The 15,264-nt window shown below is 53.0% G+C and carries 13 protein-coding genes and 4 tRNA genes; all 17 read right to left on the bottom strand.

Annotated features, from left to right (window positions below; genetic code table 11):
- Positions 1–148: 148 nt before the first annotated feature.
- A tRNA-Pro gene (locus HED65_RS19890) sits at positions 149–225 on the bottom strand.
- 45 nt (positions 226–270) lie between these two features.
- A tRNA-Leu gene (locus HED65_RS19885) sits at positions 271–356 on the bottom strand.
- Positions 357–377: 21 nt separating this feature from the next.
- Positions 378–453, bottom strand: a tRNA-His gene (locus tag HED65_RS19880).
- A gap of 67 nt (positions 454–520) precedes the next feature.
- Positions 521–597, bottom strand: a tRNA-Arg gene (locus HED65_RS19875).
- 102 nt (positions 598–699) lie between these two features.
- Entirely contained in the window at positions 700–2,085 is a 1,386-nt protein-coding gene (thrP, locus tag HED65_RS19870; RefSeq protein WP_114979865.1) for a bifunctional threonine/serine APC transporter ThrP, read from the bottom strand.
- 197 nt (positions 2,086–2,282) lie between these two features.
- Entirely contained in the window at positions 2,283–3,023 is a 741-nt protein-coding gene (wecG, locus tag HED65_RS19865; protein WP_114979864.1) for a lipopolysaccharide N-acetylmannosaminouronosyltransferase, read from the bottom strand.
- A 12-nt stretch (positions 3,024–3,035) separates the two neighbouring features.
- A complete protein-coding gene (wzyE, locus tag HED65_RS19860) occupies positions 3,036–4,388 on the bottom strand; it encodes an ECA oligosaccharide polymerase (RefSeq protein ID WP_114979863.1) in 1,353 nt (450 codons plus the stop codon).
- Positions 4,385–5,464: a TDP-N-acetylfucosamine:lipid II N-acetylfucosaminyltransferase gene (locus HED65_RS19855; protein WP_114979862.1), complete on the bottom strand. Its 1,080-nt coding sequence runs from the start codon at positions 5,462–5,464 to the stop codon at positions 4,385–4,387. The genes wzyE and HED65_RS19855 overlap by 4 nt, the downstream gene beginning before the upstream one ends.
- Positions 5,461–6,711, bottom strand: a complete 1,251-nt coding sequence (gene wzxE / locus HED65_RS19850; protein ID WP_114979861.1) for a lipid III flippase WzxE — start codon at positions 6,709–6,711, stop codon at positions 5,461–5,463. Before wzxE ends, HED65_RS19855 begins: the two co-directional genes overlap by 4 nt.
- Before the next feature lies 1 nt (position 6,712).
- Positions 6,713–7,843, bottom strand: a complete 1,131-nt coding sequence (rffA, locus tag HED65_RS19845; RefSeq protein ID WP_114979860.1) for a dTDP-4-amino-4,6-dideoxygalactose transaminase — start codon at positions 7,841–7,843, stop codon at positions 6,713–6,715.
- Between the two features lie 4 nt (positions 7,844–7,847).
- The gene (gene rffC / locus HED65_RS19840) at positions 7,848–8,525 is read right to left on the bottom strand and encodes a dTDP-4-amino-4,6-dideoxy-D-galactose acyltransferase (protein WP_114979859.1); all 678 of its coding nucleotides are present in this window, start codon (positions 8,523–8,525) and stop codon (positions 7,848–7,850) included.
- On the bottom strand, positions 8,522–9,784 hold the full coding sequence (wecC, locus tag HED65_RS19835) for a UDP-N-acetyl-D-mannosamine dehydrogenase (protein WP_114979858.1): 1,263 nt from the start codon (positions 9,782–9,784) through the stop codon (positions 8,522–8,524). The genes rffC and wecC overlap by 4 nt, the downstream gene beginning before the upstream one ends.
- Positions 9,781–10,911: a non-hydrolyzing UDP-N-acetylglucosamine 2-epimerase gene (gene wecB, locus HED65_RS19830; RefSeq protein WP_114979857.1), complete on the bottom strand. Its 1,131-nt coding sequence runs from the start codon at positions 10,909–10,911 to the stop codon at positions 9,781–9,783. The genes wecC and wecB overlap by 4 nt, the downstream gene beginning before the upstream one ends.
- 56 nt (positions 10,912–10,967) lie before the next feature.
- Positions 10,968–12,014: an ECA polysaccharide chain length modulation protein gene (gene wzzE / locus HED65_RS19825; protein WP_114979856.1), complete on the bottom strand. Its 1,047-nt coding sequence runs from the start codon at positions 12,012–12,014 to the stop codon at positions 10,968–10,970.
- A 13-nt stretch (positions 12,015–12,027) separates the two neighbouring features.
- Positions 12,028–13,131 (bottom strand): UDP-N-acetylglucosamine--undecaprenyl-phosphate N-acetylglucosaminephosphotransferase, encoded by a 1,104-nt coding sequence (gene wecA / locus HED65_RS19820; RefSeq protein WP_014833726.1) that lies wholly within the window; start codon positions 13,129–13,131, stop codon positions 12,028–12,030.
- 242 nt (positions 13,132–13,373) lie between these two features.
- The gene (gene rho / locus HED65_RS19815; protein ID WP_001054528.1) at positions 13,374–14,633 is read right to left on the bottom strand and encodes a transcription termination factor Rho; all 1,260 of its coding nucleotides are present in this window, start codon (positions 14,631–14,633) and stop codon (positions 13,374–13,376) included.
- 345 nt (positions 14,634–14,978) lie between these two features.
- Positions 14,979–15,264: thioredoxin TrxA (trxA, locus tag HED65_RS19810; RefSeq protein ID WP_114979894.1), on the bottom strand; the 286-nt coding region annotated here is incomplete at its 5' end.

The raw sequence follows: 15,264 nt of genomic DNA, 5'->3' as shown, positions 1-15,264 counted from the left end.
AACAAAACCCATAAATAGTTATTTTGTTAATTTTCAATACGTTGTGCGTCGCTGAATTGCGACAATAAAAAAGGACGCTGTCGGGGGATCACTACAGGGATAAAAAGGCGCAGAAAACAAAAAACCCCGCCGAAGCGGGGTTCAAAATTGGTCGGCGAGAGAGGATTCGAACCTCCGACCCACTGGTCCCAAACCAGTTGCGCTACCAAGCTGCGCTACTCGCCGATGTACTGCTTTTTGAATTTTTAGTTCAATTCATTTAAAAAGTCGTGGTGCGAGGGGGGGGACTCGAACCCCCACATCCTAAGGACACTAACACCTGAAGCTAGCGCGTCTACCAATTCCGCCACCTTCGCAATTCACAACTCTTTCAATAATGGGGTGGCTAATGGGATTCGAACCCACGACAACTGGAATCACAATCCAGGGCTCTACCAACTGAGCTATAGCCACCACTGTATTCTTTCACGCGGTACTGACTACTTCTCAGACCACCGCAGCTCTAGCGCCGGGACTAAAATGGCGCGCCCGACAGGATTCGAACCTGAGACCTCTGCCTCCGGAGGGCAGCGCTCTATCCAGCTGAGCTACGGGCGCTTAGCGCCGTTGCGGGGCTGGATATTACGTACCTCCGTCCCCGCTGTCTAGTGCTTTTTTGAAAAAAATGCGCGTTTGGTTATGGTTTGCACATTTTGCCGCTTATTCCTCCACTTTCTGGGTGGTGCCACGGCGGCCCAGGCCAAAAAGCTTATACGCAGCCGTCACTGCCGCCAGGAAGATCAGCCCGACAAACAGCGACATGCGGGTATCGTCATTAAAGTACATTCCGATTAATACGCAAATCAGGAACGCCATCGTTAAATAGTTCGCATACGGGAACAGAATCGAGCGGAACGGATGGCTTTCAATCGCCTTTTTGTGCGCATGGCGGAAACGCAGCTGGCTGATGAGGATAACAAACCACGGCACCATGCCCGGCAGTACGCTGGCGCTATAGACATAAACAAACACGCGCTGCGGGTTAGGAATGATGTAATTCAGGCAAGAGCCAATCAGCAGAATCACAATAGATACCGCCACACCCGCAACCGGAACGCCAGCACGTGAGACTTTACTCATCGCCGCAGGCAGCTGGTTATTCTTCGAGAGCGCGTAAAGCATACGCCCGCAGCTGTACATTCCACTGTTACAGCCTGACAACGCTGCTGTCAGGACCACAAAGTTGATGATACCCGCCGCCGCCGTGATACCAATTTTGGCGAAGGTTAGAACAAACGGGCTTCCCGTCGTGCCAATTTCGTTCCATGGGAAGATGGTGACAATGACGAAGATCGCGCCCACATAGAAGATCAGGATACGCCACAGCACTTTACCCACTGCACTACGCAGCGTAACTTGCGGGTTTTTCGCTTCACCAGCGGTAATACCGATAAGCTCCACGCCCTGATACGAGGCCACAACGATACACAGTGCCGTCAGGAAACCCTTCCAGCCGCCAGCGAAAAAGCCGCCATGTTCAGTCAGGTTGCCAAAACCGATGGCGTGCCCGCCGTTGCCAAAGCCATAGAAAATCACGCCCAGACCAATAACAATCATCACGATGATGGTGGTGACTTTGATCATCGCAAACCAGAACTCGATTTCACCGTAAAGGCGCACGGCTGCCAGGTTTGCCAGGGCCACCAGCCCCACGGCAATGAGCGCGGGTATCCACTGGACCATGTCCGGGAACCAGAACTGGACGTAAACCCCTATCGCGGTAATCTCTGAGATCCCTACTGCCATCCACATAAACCAGTATGACCAGGCCGTCAGATAGCCGAAGAACGGGCTCATATAACGGTGCGCGTAAACGGCGAAGGAGCCGGTTACCGGCTCCAGAAAGAGCATTTCGCCCATCGAGCGCATGATGAAGAAGACAAACAGCCCGGCGATGATATACGCCAGTAATACGGAAGGGCCTGCCCATTTGAGCGTGCTTGCGGAGCCCATAAACAGGCCCACGCCGATAGTGCCGCCCAGCGCTATCAGTTCGATATGACGAGCTTCCAGCCCACGCTGTAGCTCCGGTTTTTTCTCTGCCATAGATCCTCGGTTGTGTCTGCTGTTTCCCGGCTTAAGAGCGGGTATTGTTTTTTAGTGGTACTAAAATACGGTGCGAATGGTTTCTTAAATTCTGCAAAATGGCAAACGATGCATTAAAAAAATAAATGCATTGCACAGATTCGCAGCAGTTTTGCAGGGGAGTTGCAGCGCGAATAGCATATCGCGCTACATTTTGATTACATTTTCCCGGTGTAGTGCCAGGCGAGATAACGCAGCAGACGGAGCTGGCGTTTAATACGTGTTGGTTGCGACAGCAGGCGGTACAGCCACTCCAGTCCCAGGTTTTGCCATACCTTCGGCGCACGTTTTACATGGCCAGTGAAGACGTCATACGTCCCACCGACGCCCATATAGAGGGCATCCGGGCAAACCAGACGGCAATCACGCATCAGGATTTCCTGGCGCGGTGAGCCCATCGCCACGGTGACAATTTTCGCCCCGCTGTCGCGCACGCGTTCAAACAACGCCTGTCGATCCTCTGGTTTGAAGTAACCATCCTGGCTGCCGGCAATATTAACATTCCATTGACGCCGCAGTTTCTCTTCTGTCTGAGCCAGTACTTCCGGCTTGCCGCCAATCAGGAACACTGGCGTACCCTCAGCACCTGCGCGGGCCATGAGCTGCTCCCAGAGATCGGCTCCTGCCACGCGTGAAACATTAGCGCCAGGATACTTTTTACGGATTGAGCGAACCACACTGATACCATCAGCATATTTGAACTCAGCCGCTTCTATCAGGGTTTTGACTTCGGCGTTATCTTCCACCGCCAGCATCTTTTCCGCATTGATGGCCACCAGCGTCCCGGATTTCATTTGGCCGTCGGCAAAAAGAAAATCCAGTGCGTGCTGCATGTCGCGCCAGCCAATAAGCTGCAAACCACGTAGCGCATAGCGCGGTGCAGACGTTTTATCAGTCATTACTATCCTTACTCAGACTTGCGACAGCGTTGTGCTGCCCTGCGGCTCGCGCTTGTGCACAAGCCCTGCACTGTCAAACAGCCAGTACAACAATTTGGCCAGTAACAGGCAGACGCCGAAAATGACCATGAAGAACACCACGCGCGAAACGAATGAGTCCAGCCCTTCGCGCGCCAGAACGATCATATTGAAAATGGCACCAAAGCAGAAACTGTGCAAAATGGCCGCTTTATAGCGGTTGGTCTCTTCATTACCACGCACGTAAAGCCAGTCGAACCACTTAATAATCAACCCTACGGCAACGGCCCCGGGCAGAATAAACCACGCCCCACCCATCACTACCAGAGAGCCAATCAGCGTTGGCGAGATGGCCAGTCCGGAATGGTTGTTCAGTACTTCCCAGGTAAAATAGTTCGCGGTATTGAGCACCACACCAGGACGGTCCGGCCATAGCCAGGAAGGGATAAAGACGTAGAAGTCGCGAACGATTGGCGCCAGGCCCTGGAAATCAATCTTGTCGTAGTTTTGCAGCAATAATGCCAGGTTTTCCCACGGTGAGAACGTATCACGCGTCAGGTAGAGGAACGTGTAAAACGCTTCATCACCCGCCACATTCATCCCATAGCGCTTCAGTGCCAGCCAGAACATCCCGACAATGCCAAACACCCCAGCCGCCACCAGCATCCACAGCGAGATCCAACCGCGAATGATGCCGATAAACAGGAAGATGGCGAAGGCGATAATGATGTTCGCGCGCGTACCGCCCACAATCATGTAAGTCAGAATGCCGAACGCGACGGTGCTGACCAGGAAGAACAGCCACGCTTTGCTGTCCTGCCGCAGGAAGAAGATCACCAGCATTGCCGGGATGAAGAAGTAGAAGAAACGCTTAAGCGCCACGCCTGAGACTTCGGCCGAAAAAATCTGGCTGTAGGAGTGCAGCTTAAACAGCAGGAAGCCGTTATGCATGAAGAAGATACCGACACTGACCAGAGCGATGGTCATTAGCATCACCCATGTCAGGTGGGTCTCAACCCTGTTCATGGTAAAAAGCGCCCGGCGTGGCGCGGTTGCCTGCGCTGGACGCAGCCGTGTTTTATAGGTGACGTAATAAACCGCATAGAAACAGGTTGCAGCCAGAAGTGCCTGGAGCAAAATTTCTGGCGGCGCGACGCTCACGTCAAAACGGAAGACCAGAATGCTGGTTAGCGGGAAACCGAAAAAGAACGTCAGCAAAAACAGTAATGAGAAGAATACGTTAAAGTTGAAACGCACGCGGCGGAATTCGAACCAGGTGAGCGTGGCGATAAACAGTGTGCTCAGGAGCCAAACGACCAGCAAACCGCTGAATTGCAACTGGCTCATGCTTTGTCTCCTGCAGCGATACGCAGCGCACGGTGCCACGGCGAGAGGTAATTCGGGCTGAAGAAGTCGATGGAATTTTTGTCCACCAGCGCCAGTTGTCGCTGTGCTTCCCGAACAACCTCTTCATTAAGCACATCGGTAGTAAACAGCACCGGTAGATTCTGCTCGACCATATCTTGCCAGAACGGATTATCGCGATTAAGTACACAGGGGATCCCGGCCTGAATCAGCAGACACAGCGTGCCAATCCCCTGCTGGCGGGCAAAGATAAAATACCCGAGATCGCATTTCCTCAGCAGCGCAAGGTACTCATCAAATTCCAGCTTATTATCGAGAATTTGCAAATTCCCGGCGCTGAATAACGCCAGCCCCTGTTGGCGAACCTCGTCGATATAGGCGTCGTTGTTGAGGGGGTAACCCATCGGGACAACCACATTGACGGTATCGCCAAATTGCTGATAAACAGCCCTGAGCGCGGCAGCATGTTCGTTGCTGCGATCGCCAGAGTTACCGACCAGAATCGTCAGTTTCCCCTCCCGTGGCGTGTCGCTCCCCATCGTGTTCAGCGCCGGGTTCATTCGGGTCGGGAAATAGAGCAACTCGCCGCGCACATCAGGATGCTGTTTCGCAAAATAATTCAGATCGCCTCGGGTGGCAAAAACACAGCCCACGCGTCCCTGCGCCATGCGACGCAGCGGGTAGAAAAGCCGGAATTTCCAGCCGCGGGAAACCTCGTAAAGATCGGCCCCCCAGATATGCCAGCTGCACTGGGAGGGTTTAATTCCGCCGCTTAACAGTGCCATCCACAGACCGGTATTAAACTGCCCGTGGAAGAAGAAGCGTTGCTCACGATCTGCTTTGGCTTTGGCAACGACCGCCTTCGCCAGCGTGGCCTTATCCGGCCAGAATTCGATTGTCAGCGCCGGAAACGCCTCGCTCAGGCCCTTATCCTGACCTGCAACCATAAATTCACGTGCATCAGGATCACCCGATGCCAGCTCATCGTTGAAGAACCGCAAAACGGTCTGGTTATGGTGTGGGATATCCGATCCCAGGATGTGAATCAGTGCAGTCATGCGCGTTTACGCCAAAGTAAAAATACGCCGCAACAGGCAGCAAAATAAACGATATAGGTTGCCATGTAGGCCTGAGCCGCTCCCAGCGCCCCGTGTGCGGGGATCAGCCAGTGCGAGAACGCCGTCAGGAGCGTAAACTGGCTAATCTCAGCCAGGATATACAAACGCAGCGAGGCTTTCGCAATCACCAGATAGCCAAAAACGTAAGCCCCCACTTTCAGTACATCCCCCACCAGCTGCCAGGCAAAGAGATCGCGCATGGCGGTAAACTTCGCTGAGAAAAGCAGCCAGATGGCAACATCGCGCAATAACCAGACGGTAAAACTCGCGGCCGCAACAGCCGGCAACACAAAGCGCAGAGATCGAAAAATCTCACGGGTAATATCCTGCCTGGACGTCAGGCGCGATAAGGTTGGCAGTAAATAAACGCTAAAGGAAGCCGTTATAAACTGGAGGTAGGCGTCGGAAATGCTACTTACGCCCTGCCAGATACCGACCTCATCCCAGCTATAATGCGCCGCCAGCAGGTTTCGCATCATTACGTAGGCCACGGGTAACGTGACGGAGGTGATGAGCGCCATCAGGGTAAATTTACCCAACTGGCTGGCAAGAACCTTGTCCCACTGAGGTTTCAGGTAGCTCAGAGGGATGACGCCACGACGCATCAGCATAAACGCGGCAGGAACAACAACCAGCGCCGGAACCAGCGCCAGCCCCAGCAGTGCGCCTTCATACCCTCCAAGGCGATAGCAGAAGTAATAGGCAATAACACCGATGACGCTCCCCAGGATTAACGCAAGGGCGTTCCCGGCAGCATCACGAAAGCCTTTCATCAGCGCCAGTAGCAGGTTAGCCCAGGCAATGCCCATCTGAACCAACGCAACCAGACGCACCAGGCCCTGATATTGGGTATGCCCGAACAATCCCTGGCTAATAGGGGCTGCCGCCAACAGAAATACAACCGCCAGCAGAGTCGAAAAAACAGATACCATTGCCGAAGAGGTACCAACTACCCTACGGAGCTGGGCTGCATCATCATGGTACTGAGCAACGTATTTGGTCACGCCGTTAAAAATACCGGCTCCGGCCAGCACACCAAGGACGGTAACAAGCTGGCGGAAATTACCTGCCAGCCCCACACCTGAAGGGCCAAATGAAACGGCCAGCAGCTTGACGACCAACAGCCCGGCGCCAATTTTTACAAGTGTGGACGCGGCGGTCCACACCGATGCTTTTGCCAGAGACATATCAGCCGAAATAACTCAGAAGGGTATTAATCACCGTACGCTGGTTAACCGGCGCGAGGTTATAGAAGAGTGGTAAGCGAAGCAGACGCTCACTTTCTTTGGTGGTGTAACGATCTTCACCTGCGAATACCCCAAACTCCTCACCCGCCGGGCTGGAGTGCAGCGGAATGTAGTGGAACACCGCCATAATTTCGGCTTCTTTCAGCCAGGCAATAAGCTTGCTGCGATCGTCGTTATCGCGCAGCTTAATGTAGAACATGTGCGCGTTGTGTACACAATCAGCCGGGATCGTTGGCAGTTCAATACGTCCGGCTTTTGCCAGAGGCTCAAGCGCATCGTAATACGTTTGCCAAAGGGTCAAACGCTGGAGGTTGATACGTTCCGCTGCTTCCAGCTGCGCCCACAGATAGGCAGCCTGCAGATCCGCCATCAGATAGCTTGAGCCAATATCGCGCCAGGTATATTTGTCGACCTGGCCACGGAAGAACTGGCTACGGTTGGTGCCTTTTTCGCGGATCACTTCCGCACGCTCTACCAGAGCCCGGTCATTAATCAGCGTCGCCCCACCTTCCCCACCTGCGGTGTAGTTTTTGGTTTCGTGGAAGCTAAAGCAGCCAATATGGCCGATAGTCCCCAGCGCACGCCCTTTGTAAGTGGACATCACGCCCTGGGCGGCATCTTCCACCACAAACAGGTTATGTTTTTTGGCGATCGCCATGATGGTGTCCATTTCACAGGCCACACCCGCGTAGTGAACTGGAACAATTACACGTGTTTTGTCGGTGATTGCCGCTTCAATCAGCGTCTCGTCAATGTTCATGGTATCCGGGCGGATATCCACAAAGACGATTTTCGCCCCGCGCAGAACAAACGCGTTCGCCGTGGAAACGAAGGTGTAGCTCGGCATAATCACTTCATCGCCAGGCTGGATATCCAGCAATAGTGCTGCCATTTCCAGTGATGCTGTACAGGACGGGGTCAGCAGAACTTTGGCACTGTGAAAACGCTGTTCCATCCACTGCTGGCAGCGACGGGTAAACCCACCATCACCGCAGAGTTTGCCGCTGCCCATAGCAGACTGCATATAGTCAAGTTCAGTTCCCACGACGGGTGGTGCGTTAAATGGAATCATCTTGTCACCTGTATAACCAGTAGGCGGTGGCGTCGATGTTGGCACCACTCGCAATATAACGTTTAAGCGCGGCAGTATTACCCACCTGAGTCGCCACCCGCAGCGTCGAGACCTGTTGCTGCTGCGCCCAGTGAAGCGCCGCCTGCATGAGCTTTTCACCCATGCCACGCCCGGCTAATAAGCCAATACGCGCCTCGCGCTCGTTGAGCTTACGCAGCGAGACAAATCCCTGAATTTGCCCGTCCACGGCACGAAAAACCAGGCAGACATGGTCAAAGGTCCCTTTGACCGCATTCTCCACCCACTGGGCGTAGAAACGTCCGCTATCGTCAGGCGCGTACCAGGGCGTGCGAAAACGGCTCTGAGCAAACGCCCGAACCGCCATCTGACGCAGCACGGGAATATCCTGTTCCGCTGCAAATTCCGCGCCTGACGCATCATGCCGGGTGAGCGTTATAGAAAGATCGACCTCACCTTCAACCAGCTTAAAGCCGTGTTGCTGGAGCGCATCCAGCAGGTCAGCACGGTCTGCTGGGATCTTAGCCTGAACCCTCTGCCAGGCTGTAAAGTCAGATTCCGTCAGTGCCGGCGCATCATCTCGCAGACGCGCAATGGCCGAGGGTAGACCGAAAAAGGTACTCTCCCAGTGCAGAGGTTCAAGTACCCCATTCAGGCTACTCAACGCCAGACACCTTTGGTATCAACGATGTACTGCTGACGAACAGTATCACCGGACGTTGCTTTAAATTCTTTATGATCCACCAGCAGCACCAGCACATCCGCCGTCGCCAGCGCATCCTCCAGCGCGGTCAGCGTACAGTGCCCCACCAGCTTTGCCGGCAGCTCATGAATATTCGGTTCGACCACCAGCGTTTCGCCCTTGTGCCATCCGGCAATCATCTCAGCAATTTCCATTGCCGGGCTTTCACGCAAATCATCAATGTTCGGTTTGAATGCCAGGCCAAAGCAGGCAATTTTCAGTTCACTGGCGCGCTTGCCGCTCTCTGCCAGGCAATCCGCAACCGTGGATTTAACCTGATTGAGTACCCAGTGAGGCTTGCTGTCGTTCACTTCACGCGCAGTGCGAATCAGACGTGCCTGCGCCGGGTTTTGCGCCACGATAAACCACGGATCGACGGCGATACAGTGACCGCCCACGCCAGGACCTGGCTGCAGAATGTTGACGCGCGGATGGCGATTCGCCAGGCTGATTAACTCCCAGACGTTAATCCCCTGATCGGCGCAGATCAACGACAACTCATTCGCAAACGCGATGTTCACGTCACGGAAGCTGTTTTCTGTCAGCTTGCACATTTCCGCCGTACGCGAGTTAGTCACCACGCATTCGCCTTCAAGGAAAATCTTGTACAGCGCGCTGGCGCGAGCGGAACAAACGGGCGTCATACCGCCAATTACGCGGTCGTTTTTAATCAGTTCGACCATGACCTGCCCCGGCAGCACGCGCTCCGGACAATAGGCAATATTGATATCGGCCTGCTCACCCGCCTGCTGCGGGAAGCTTAAATCAGGTCGTGCTTCTGCCAGCCACTGCGCCATCTGCTCGGTTGCCCCAACCGGAGAGGTCGACTCCAGGATCACCAGCGCCCCTTTCTTCAGGACAGGTGCAATTGACTTCGCTGCGGCCTCGACGTAAACCATGTCGGGCTCATGGTCGCCTTTGAATGGCGTTGGAACAGCAATCAGATATGCATCGGCTTCAACAGGTGTGGTACTGGCGCGCAGGAATCCCCCATCAACGGCCTCTTTGACCACACGGTCGAGATCGGGCTCCACAATATGAATTTCGCCACGGTTAATGGTTTCTACCGCACGTGCGTTGATATCCACACCAACGACCTGCTTTTGACGGGAGGCAAACGCTGCCGCAGTGGGCAAGCCAATGTAGCCAAGACCAATGACAGAGATGGTAGTAAAACTCATAACGATATCCGATTGTGTTTAAGTGCATGCAAAATACGACCACAAGCCTGCCCGTCTCCATACGGATTATGGGCCCGGCTCATCGCCTGATACTCTTCATTGTCGTGCAGCAGGCGCGTGACCTCTTCGACGATCAACTTTGTGTCGGTTCCGACCAGACGTACCGTACCCGCTTTGACGGCTTCCGGACGCTCGGTCGTTTCACGCATCACCAGAACGGGCTTGCCGAGGGACGGCGCTTCTTCCTGAATGCCACCTGAATCGGTAAGGATCAGCCAGGCATGATTCATCAACCAGACAAACGGCATGTAATCCTGAGGTTCAATCAGAAGGACATTTTCGACATGACCCAGGATACGGTTGACGGGTTCGCTCACATTAGGATTGAGATGTACCGGATAGACAATCTGTACATCGTCGTTCTGCGCGGCGATTTCAGCCAGCGCATGACAGATTTGCTCAAAGCCCCGACCAAAGCTTTCACGACGGTGGCCGGTGACCAGAATGGTTTTTTTGCCATTATTCAGGAACGGATAGCGGGCTGCGAGGTCCTTCTGCAGATCGCTGTTTGCCAGTACGCGATCGCGTACCCAGATCAACGCATCAATGACCGTATTGCCGGTCACAAAAATTTTATTATCGGCAATATTTTCACGCAGCAAGTTCTGACGCGAGTTTTCGGTTGGCGCAAAGTGGTACATGGCCAGATGACCGGTGAGCGTACGGTTGGCCTCTTCCGGCCATGGGGAATAAAGGTTGCCGGTACGCAGACCCGCCTCAACATGACCAACGGGAATACGTTGGTAAAACGCAGCCAGACTTGTCGCCACGGTGGTAGTGGTGTCACCGTGAACCAGCACGACGTCAGGTTTGAATGACTCCAGGATCGGCTTGAGCTCTTGCAGAATACGGCAGGTTATCTCGGTCAACCCTTGCCCCGGCTTCATAATATTAAGGTCATAATCCGGGACGATGGAAAAGAGCGTTAAGACCTGATCAAGCATCTCACGGTGTTGGGCAGTGACGCACACTTTCGCTTCAATATCAGGATCATTGGCCAGCGCGTGAACCAGAGGTGCCATCTTAATGGCCTCCGGCCTGGTGCCAAATACGGTAAGTACTTTCACATCGATTCTCTTCGATTAGACGATGAAGACCGTAGCCTTCATCGTAGACGGCGTTCTTAGTTTGTGCGACGACGCGTTAACGCCACGCCAGCGCCCGTCAGTGCGCCTACAATCCCCCACATAATCATCAGGAATGCACGACGCGGACTATCGCGTTTTACAGGTTCTTCAGGCGTTCGCAAATAACGATAGGTCTGAAAACGCGGGTCCAGCGTTGGACCAACATTCAGGGTGGTGAGCATCGCGCGGTTTTGATCGTAGTCGAGGTCAAAATCAGGACCAACAGCCTGGAGGTTTTCCAGACGAGCCTGCAGCATTGGGCGACCAAGCAGGAACATTTCAGAATCAGGCAGTTCATCCGCCGGGACATCCGTTTCGCTGCGGGAAATATTACGCTGCTCCGCAATTTTCAAAGCCTGCTCAATATTGTGTACGCGGCGGGAGAAAATGGCTTGTGCCACCTCTTCCTGACGTTTTACCTGGGCTTTCATCTGGATGGTACGGGCCGCCCAGGCACCTTTAAGCTCTTCATTGAGATGGCTTGCAGCACGCTGGCTGGCAAAAGCAACGTACTGACGCAACAGGTTATTAGCATCCGGTGCCGTTTCCGCAACCAGTTTGACGCTGTCATTAACGTTACGCAGCGCATCACCCGGCGTAAACTGGATGTTGTTTATCAGGTCATCCAAAAACGCGGCATCCGCTTTGCTGTTGCCCACCATACGCTGCTTGTAATAATCCGTCTGACTCCAGAAATCGCGGCGTGTATCCCACGAGGCCAGTTGCATCACAAACTCTTTGTACGCCTCATCCATGACGGAAGCCTGATCGGGTGTCGCCAGATTCGCCTTGATATCCAGGTTACGCAGGAACTGCTGCTGGGAATAAAACCCGCCGAGCATGTTAACCGTTGGTCTGTCTGTAATTGCCGTGGCGCTCCACTCTTGTTTTGCAAAGAAGGTGTAGGCCAGCGCTAACAGTGCGAACCCCAGCGCGATCCCCGCAATCCAAAGTTTGCCTGCCCATAACACGCGAAACAAACCCCGAATATCCAGTTCATTCTCAGTTACCACTGATTTCGCTCCCGCCAACGGTTGAGTCATCATAGTCCCGGTTTTACTTAGTTAATGTTGTGTTTTTGTCATTGTTACGACGCATCCTGCGTTTCAGACGTTTAATGAATCGCGCCACTTTCCATGCGCGCTTAATACAGTAGCCGTACAGGAAAAATGCTAGCAAGAATAATACCAACATTACCCATTCAGGAATGAAATGCGCATATTCTGCAGCGACGCCAATGGCTGCCAGAATAGCCGCGGCCAGGGTGATCAGGACAAACGCCTGACGAGAAGTAAAACCCGCGCGCATGATGAGGTGATGAATATGCTGACGATCAGGAGAGAAAGGACTCATCCCTTTACGCAGACGGCGATACATAATCGCCACCATATCCATTAACGGGATGGCAATTATCCACAGGGCAGTCACGGGGCTAATCGGATGCGTTTTACCCTGAGTGGTTTCCAGCAAAATCCAGATAACAGTAAAACCGATTAGTGTACTGCCCGCATCCCCCATAAAGACTTTATAGCGACGCCCCAGCGCACCGAGGTTTAGAAGGATATAAGGCAGGATGGCGGCAATCATGGCGAAACACCACATTGACAGGCTGTACTGACCATCAAACCAGAGAATGATGCCGATAGCGGCAAAGGAAACCGATGACAACCCACCGAGCAGACCGTCAATACCGTCCACCATGTTGAAAGCGTTAATCGCAGCCCAGACAGCAAACAGTGTCAGGAAGAAGCCAAATGGACCCAGGACTAACTCCCAGGGGCCGAACACATAACCGAGGCTTCTCAGGTAAAGTCCGCCAACGACCATCATAATCACGCCAATCGCCGCCTGGACGGTGGCGCGGATCTTCACCGCGATATCGAATCGGTCATCCAGTGCCCCGACGAGTACCAGGACACCCGCACAGGCGAGATAGAGGGCTGCGTGAGGAATATAATAATCCGCAATGCCAAACGTGAAACAAATACCAGCGTAAACAGAAATCCCTCCAACCAGAGGAATAAGTCCCTGATGACGTTTACGAAAATTGGGTTTATCCACCAATCCTATTCTTTTTGCCACCTTACGCGCGATGAACAAAAAACAGGTTGTGAATAAAAAAATACTGATCAGCTCAGTAACGGCGGTGAGTAGATTCACAATGGATTGCTCTCAACAAATGTTAGTCCCGGAAGTATAACCATGAAGCCCCCGCCTCAGAAGTAATAAAGGTGGCTTCTTACAACTCCCTTTGTATATTTTTCAATCAATTATTTCTTTGACTGTACAAACGGTCCTATTGTCGCACCGACCGGTCAAAATTGGGAGTGTGTGGTAATAGCGTATAGTCCATAAAAGAAAAACGCCACGTAAAAACGTGGCGTTCACTGGCTTTATTTGCGTTACGAGCGTTTCATCATGTCGAAGAAATCGTCGTTGGTTTTGGTCATCGCCAGCTTGTTAATGAGGAATTCCATTGCGTCGATTTCACCCATTGGATGGATGATTTTGCGCAGGATCCACATTTTCTGCAGCTCTTCCTGTGTGGTGAGCAGCTCTTCTTTACGGGTACCGGAACGGTTGTAATCGATAGCCGGGAAGACGCGTTTTTCAGCAATCTTACGAGAGAGGTGCAGTTCCATGTTACCTGTACCTTTAAACTCTTCGTAGATAACTTCGTCCATTTTGGAGCCGGTATCGATCAGCGCCGTCGCGATGATGGTCAGGCTGCCGCCCTCTTCCACGTTACGTGCAGCACCGAAGAAACGCTTCGGACGATGCAGGGCGTTGGCATCCACACCACCGGTCAATACTTTACCGGAAGCCGGAACCACGGTGTTGTACGCACGGGCCAGACGCGTAATGGAGTCGAGCAGGATGATCACGTCTTTCTTGTGCTCAACCAGGCGTTTCGCCTTCTCGATAACCATTTCCGCAACCTGAACGTGACGAGATGCTGGTTCGTCAAAGGTAGAAGCCACAACTTCACCTTTAACCAGACGCTGCATCTCCGTTACTTCTTCCGGACGTTCGTCAATCAGCAGCACCATCAGCACACAGTCTGGGTGGTTATAGGCGATGCTCTGCGCGATGTTCTGCAGCAGCATGGTTTTACCCGCTTTTGGCGGTGCCACAATCAGACCACGCTGACCACGACCAATTGGTGATGCCAGGTCCAGAACACGTGCGGTTAAGTCTTCGGTAGAACCGTTACCACGCTCCATGCGCAGGCGAGAGTTCGCGTGCAGCGGCGTTAAGTTCTCAAAGAGGATCTTGTTACGCGAGTTTTCTGGTTTGTCGTAGTTAACTTCATTAACTTTCAACAGTGCAAAGTAGCGTTCACCCTCTTTAGGAGGACGAATCTTACCTGAAATGGTGTCACCAGTGCGGAGGTTGAAACGGCGGATTTGGCTAGGGGATACGTAGATGTCGTCAGGGCCGGCGAGGTAGGAGCTGTCTGCAGAGCGGAGGAAACCAAATCCGTCTTGCAATATCTCCAGCACACCGTCGCCAAAGATATCTTCGCCACTCTTAGCGTGCTGCTTCAGGATGGCGAAAATGATGTCCTGCTTGCGCATACGAGCCTGGTTTTCCAGCCCCATATTTTCGCCGAGAGTGATCAGCTCAGAAACCGGCGTATTCTTTAATTCGGTAAGATTCATAATGGTGTGGGTTCTTAAACTCGGGGTGATTCTCGAACTTAATGTTGTGAATGGTATGGCAGGGTCATCCATGCCTGTTTAGCGGCCATCAACTCATGTCTGTTCGCTGTCTGGTCACAGGGAAAGAACGCAGAACTGAAACGACAAGACGGATTGAGTGACAAGCCCGGAATTTAGCCACTTCACGCACTGTATATGTCAACAACGGGAAGTATCGGGTAAAACAAGATTCAAACAACAAGATATGTTTAAAACGAAGTCATAGCTAACTTAGCACGACTTCAGCCGGGCGTCCAGAGTTCCACATCATTTAGCCGGGAGCTCTGAACGCACAGCGGAGAAACCTTACGCCAGGTTAGCGTCCAGGAACTCTTTCAGTTGACCTTTGGACAGCGCGCCCACTTTGGTCGCCGCCACTTCGCCGTTTTTGAACAGCAGCAGGGTCGGAATGCCACGGATACCGTATTTTGGTGCAGTGCCCGGGTTCTGGTCGATGTTCAGCTTGGCAACGGTCAGTTTGCCCTGATATTCGTCGGCGATCTCATCCAGAATCGGGGCGATCATTTTGCAAGGACCACACCATTCAGCCCAGAAATCGACGAGGATCAGCCCGTCAGCCTTAAGTACGTCC

Source organism: Pantoea sp. LS15 (assembly GCF_012241585.1).
Classification (GTDB): domain Bacteria; phylum Pseudomonadota; class Gammaproteobacteria; order Enterobacterales; family Enterobacteriaceae; genus Enterobacter.
Note: the sequence above shows the minus strand (reverse complement) of the source record. Positions and strands in the feature narration are given on the sequence as shown.

Excerpts from the sequence above, each read along its gene's own strand:
- wzzE (WP_114979856.1), bottom strand. The coding sequence starts at position 12,014 with ATGACTCAACCGTTGGCGGGAGCGAAATCAGTGGTAACTGAGAATGAA.
- HED65_RS19855 (WP_114979862.1), bottom strand. The coding sequence starts at position 5,464 with ATGACTGCACTGATTCACATCCTGGGATCGGATATCCCACACCATAAC.
- thrP (WP_114979865.1), bottom strand. The coding sequence starts at position 2,085 with ATGGCAGAGAAAAAACCGGAGCTACAGCGTGGGCTGGAAGCTCGTCAT.
- wzyE (WP_114979863.1), bottom strand. The coding sequence starts at position 4,388 with ATGAGCCAGTTGCAATTCAGCGGTTTGCTGGTCGTTTGGCTCCTGAGC.
- rho (WP_001054528.1), bottom strand. The coding sequence starts at position 14,633 with ATGAATCTTACCGAATTAAAGAATACGCCGGTTTCTGAGCTGATCACT.
- wecG (WP_114979864.1), bottom strand. The coding sequence starts at position 3,023 with ATGACTGATAAAACGTCTGCACCGCGCTATGCGCTACGTGGTTTGCAG.
- rffA (WP_114979860.1), bottom strand. The coding sequence starts at position 7,843 with ATGATTCCATTTAACGCACCACCCGTCGTGGGAACTGAACTTGACTAT.
- wzxE (WP_114979861.1), bottom strand. The coding sequence starts at position 6,711 with ATGTCTCTGGCAAAAGCATCGGTGTGGACCGCCGCGTCCACACTTGTA.
- wecC (WP_114979858.1), bottom strand. The coding sequence starts at position 9,784 with ATGAGTTTTACTACCATCTCTGTCATTGGTCTTGGCTACATTGGCTTG.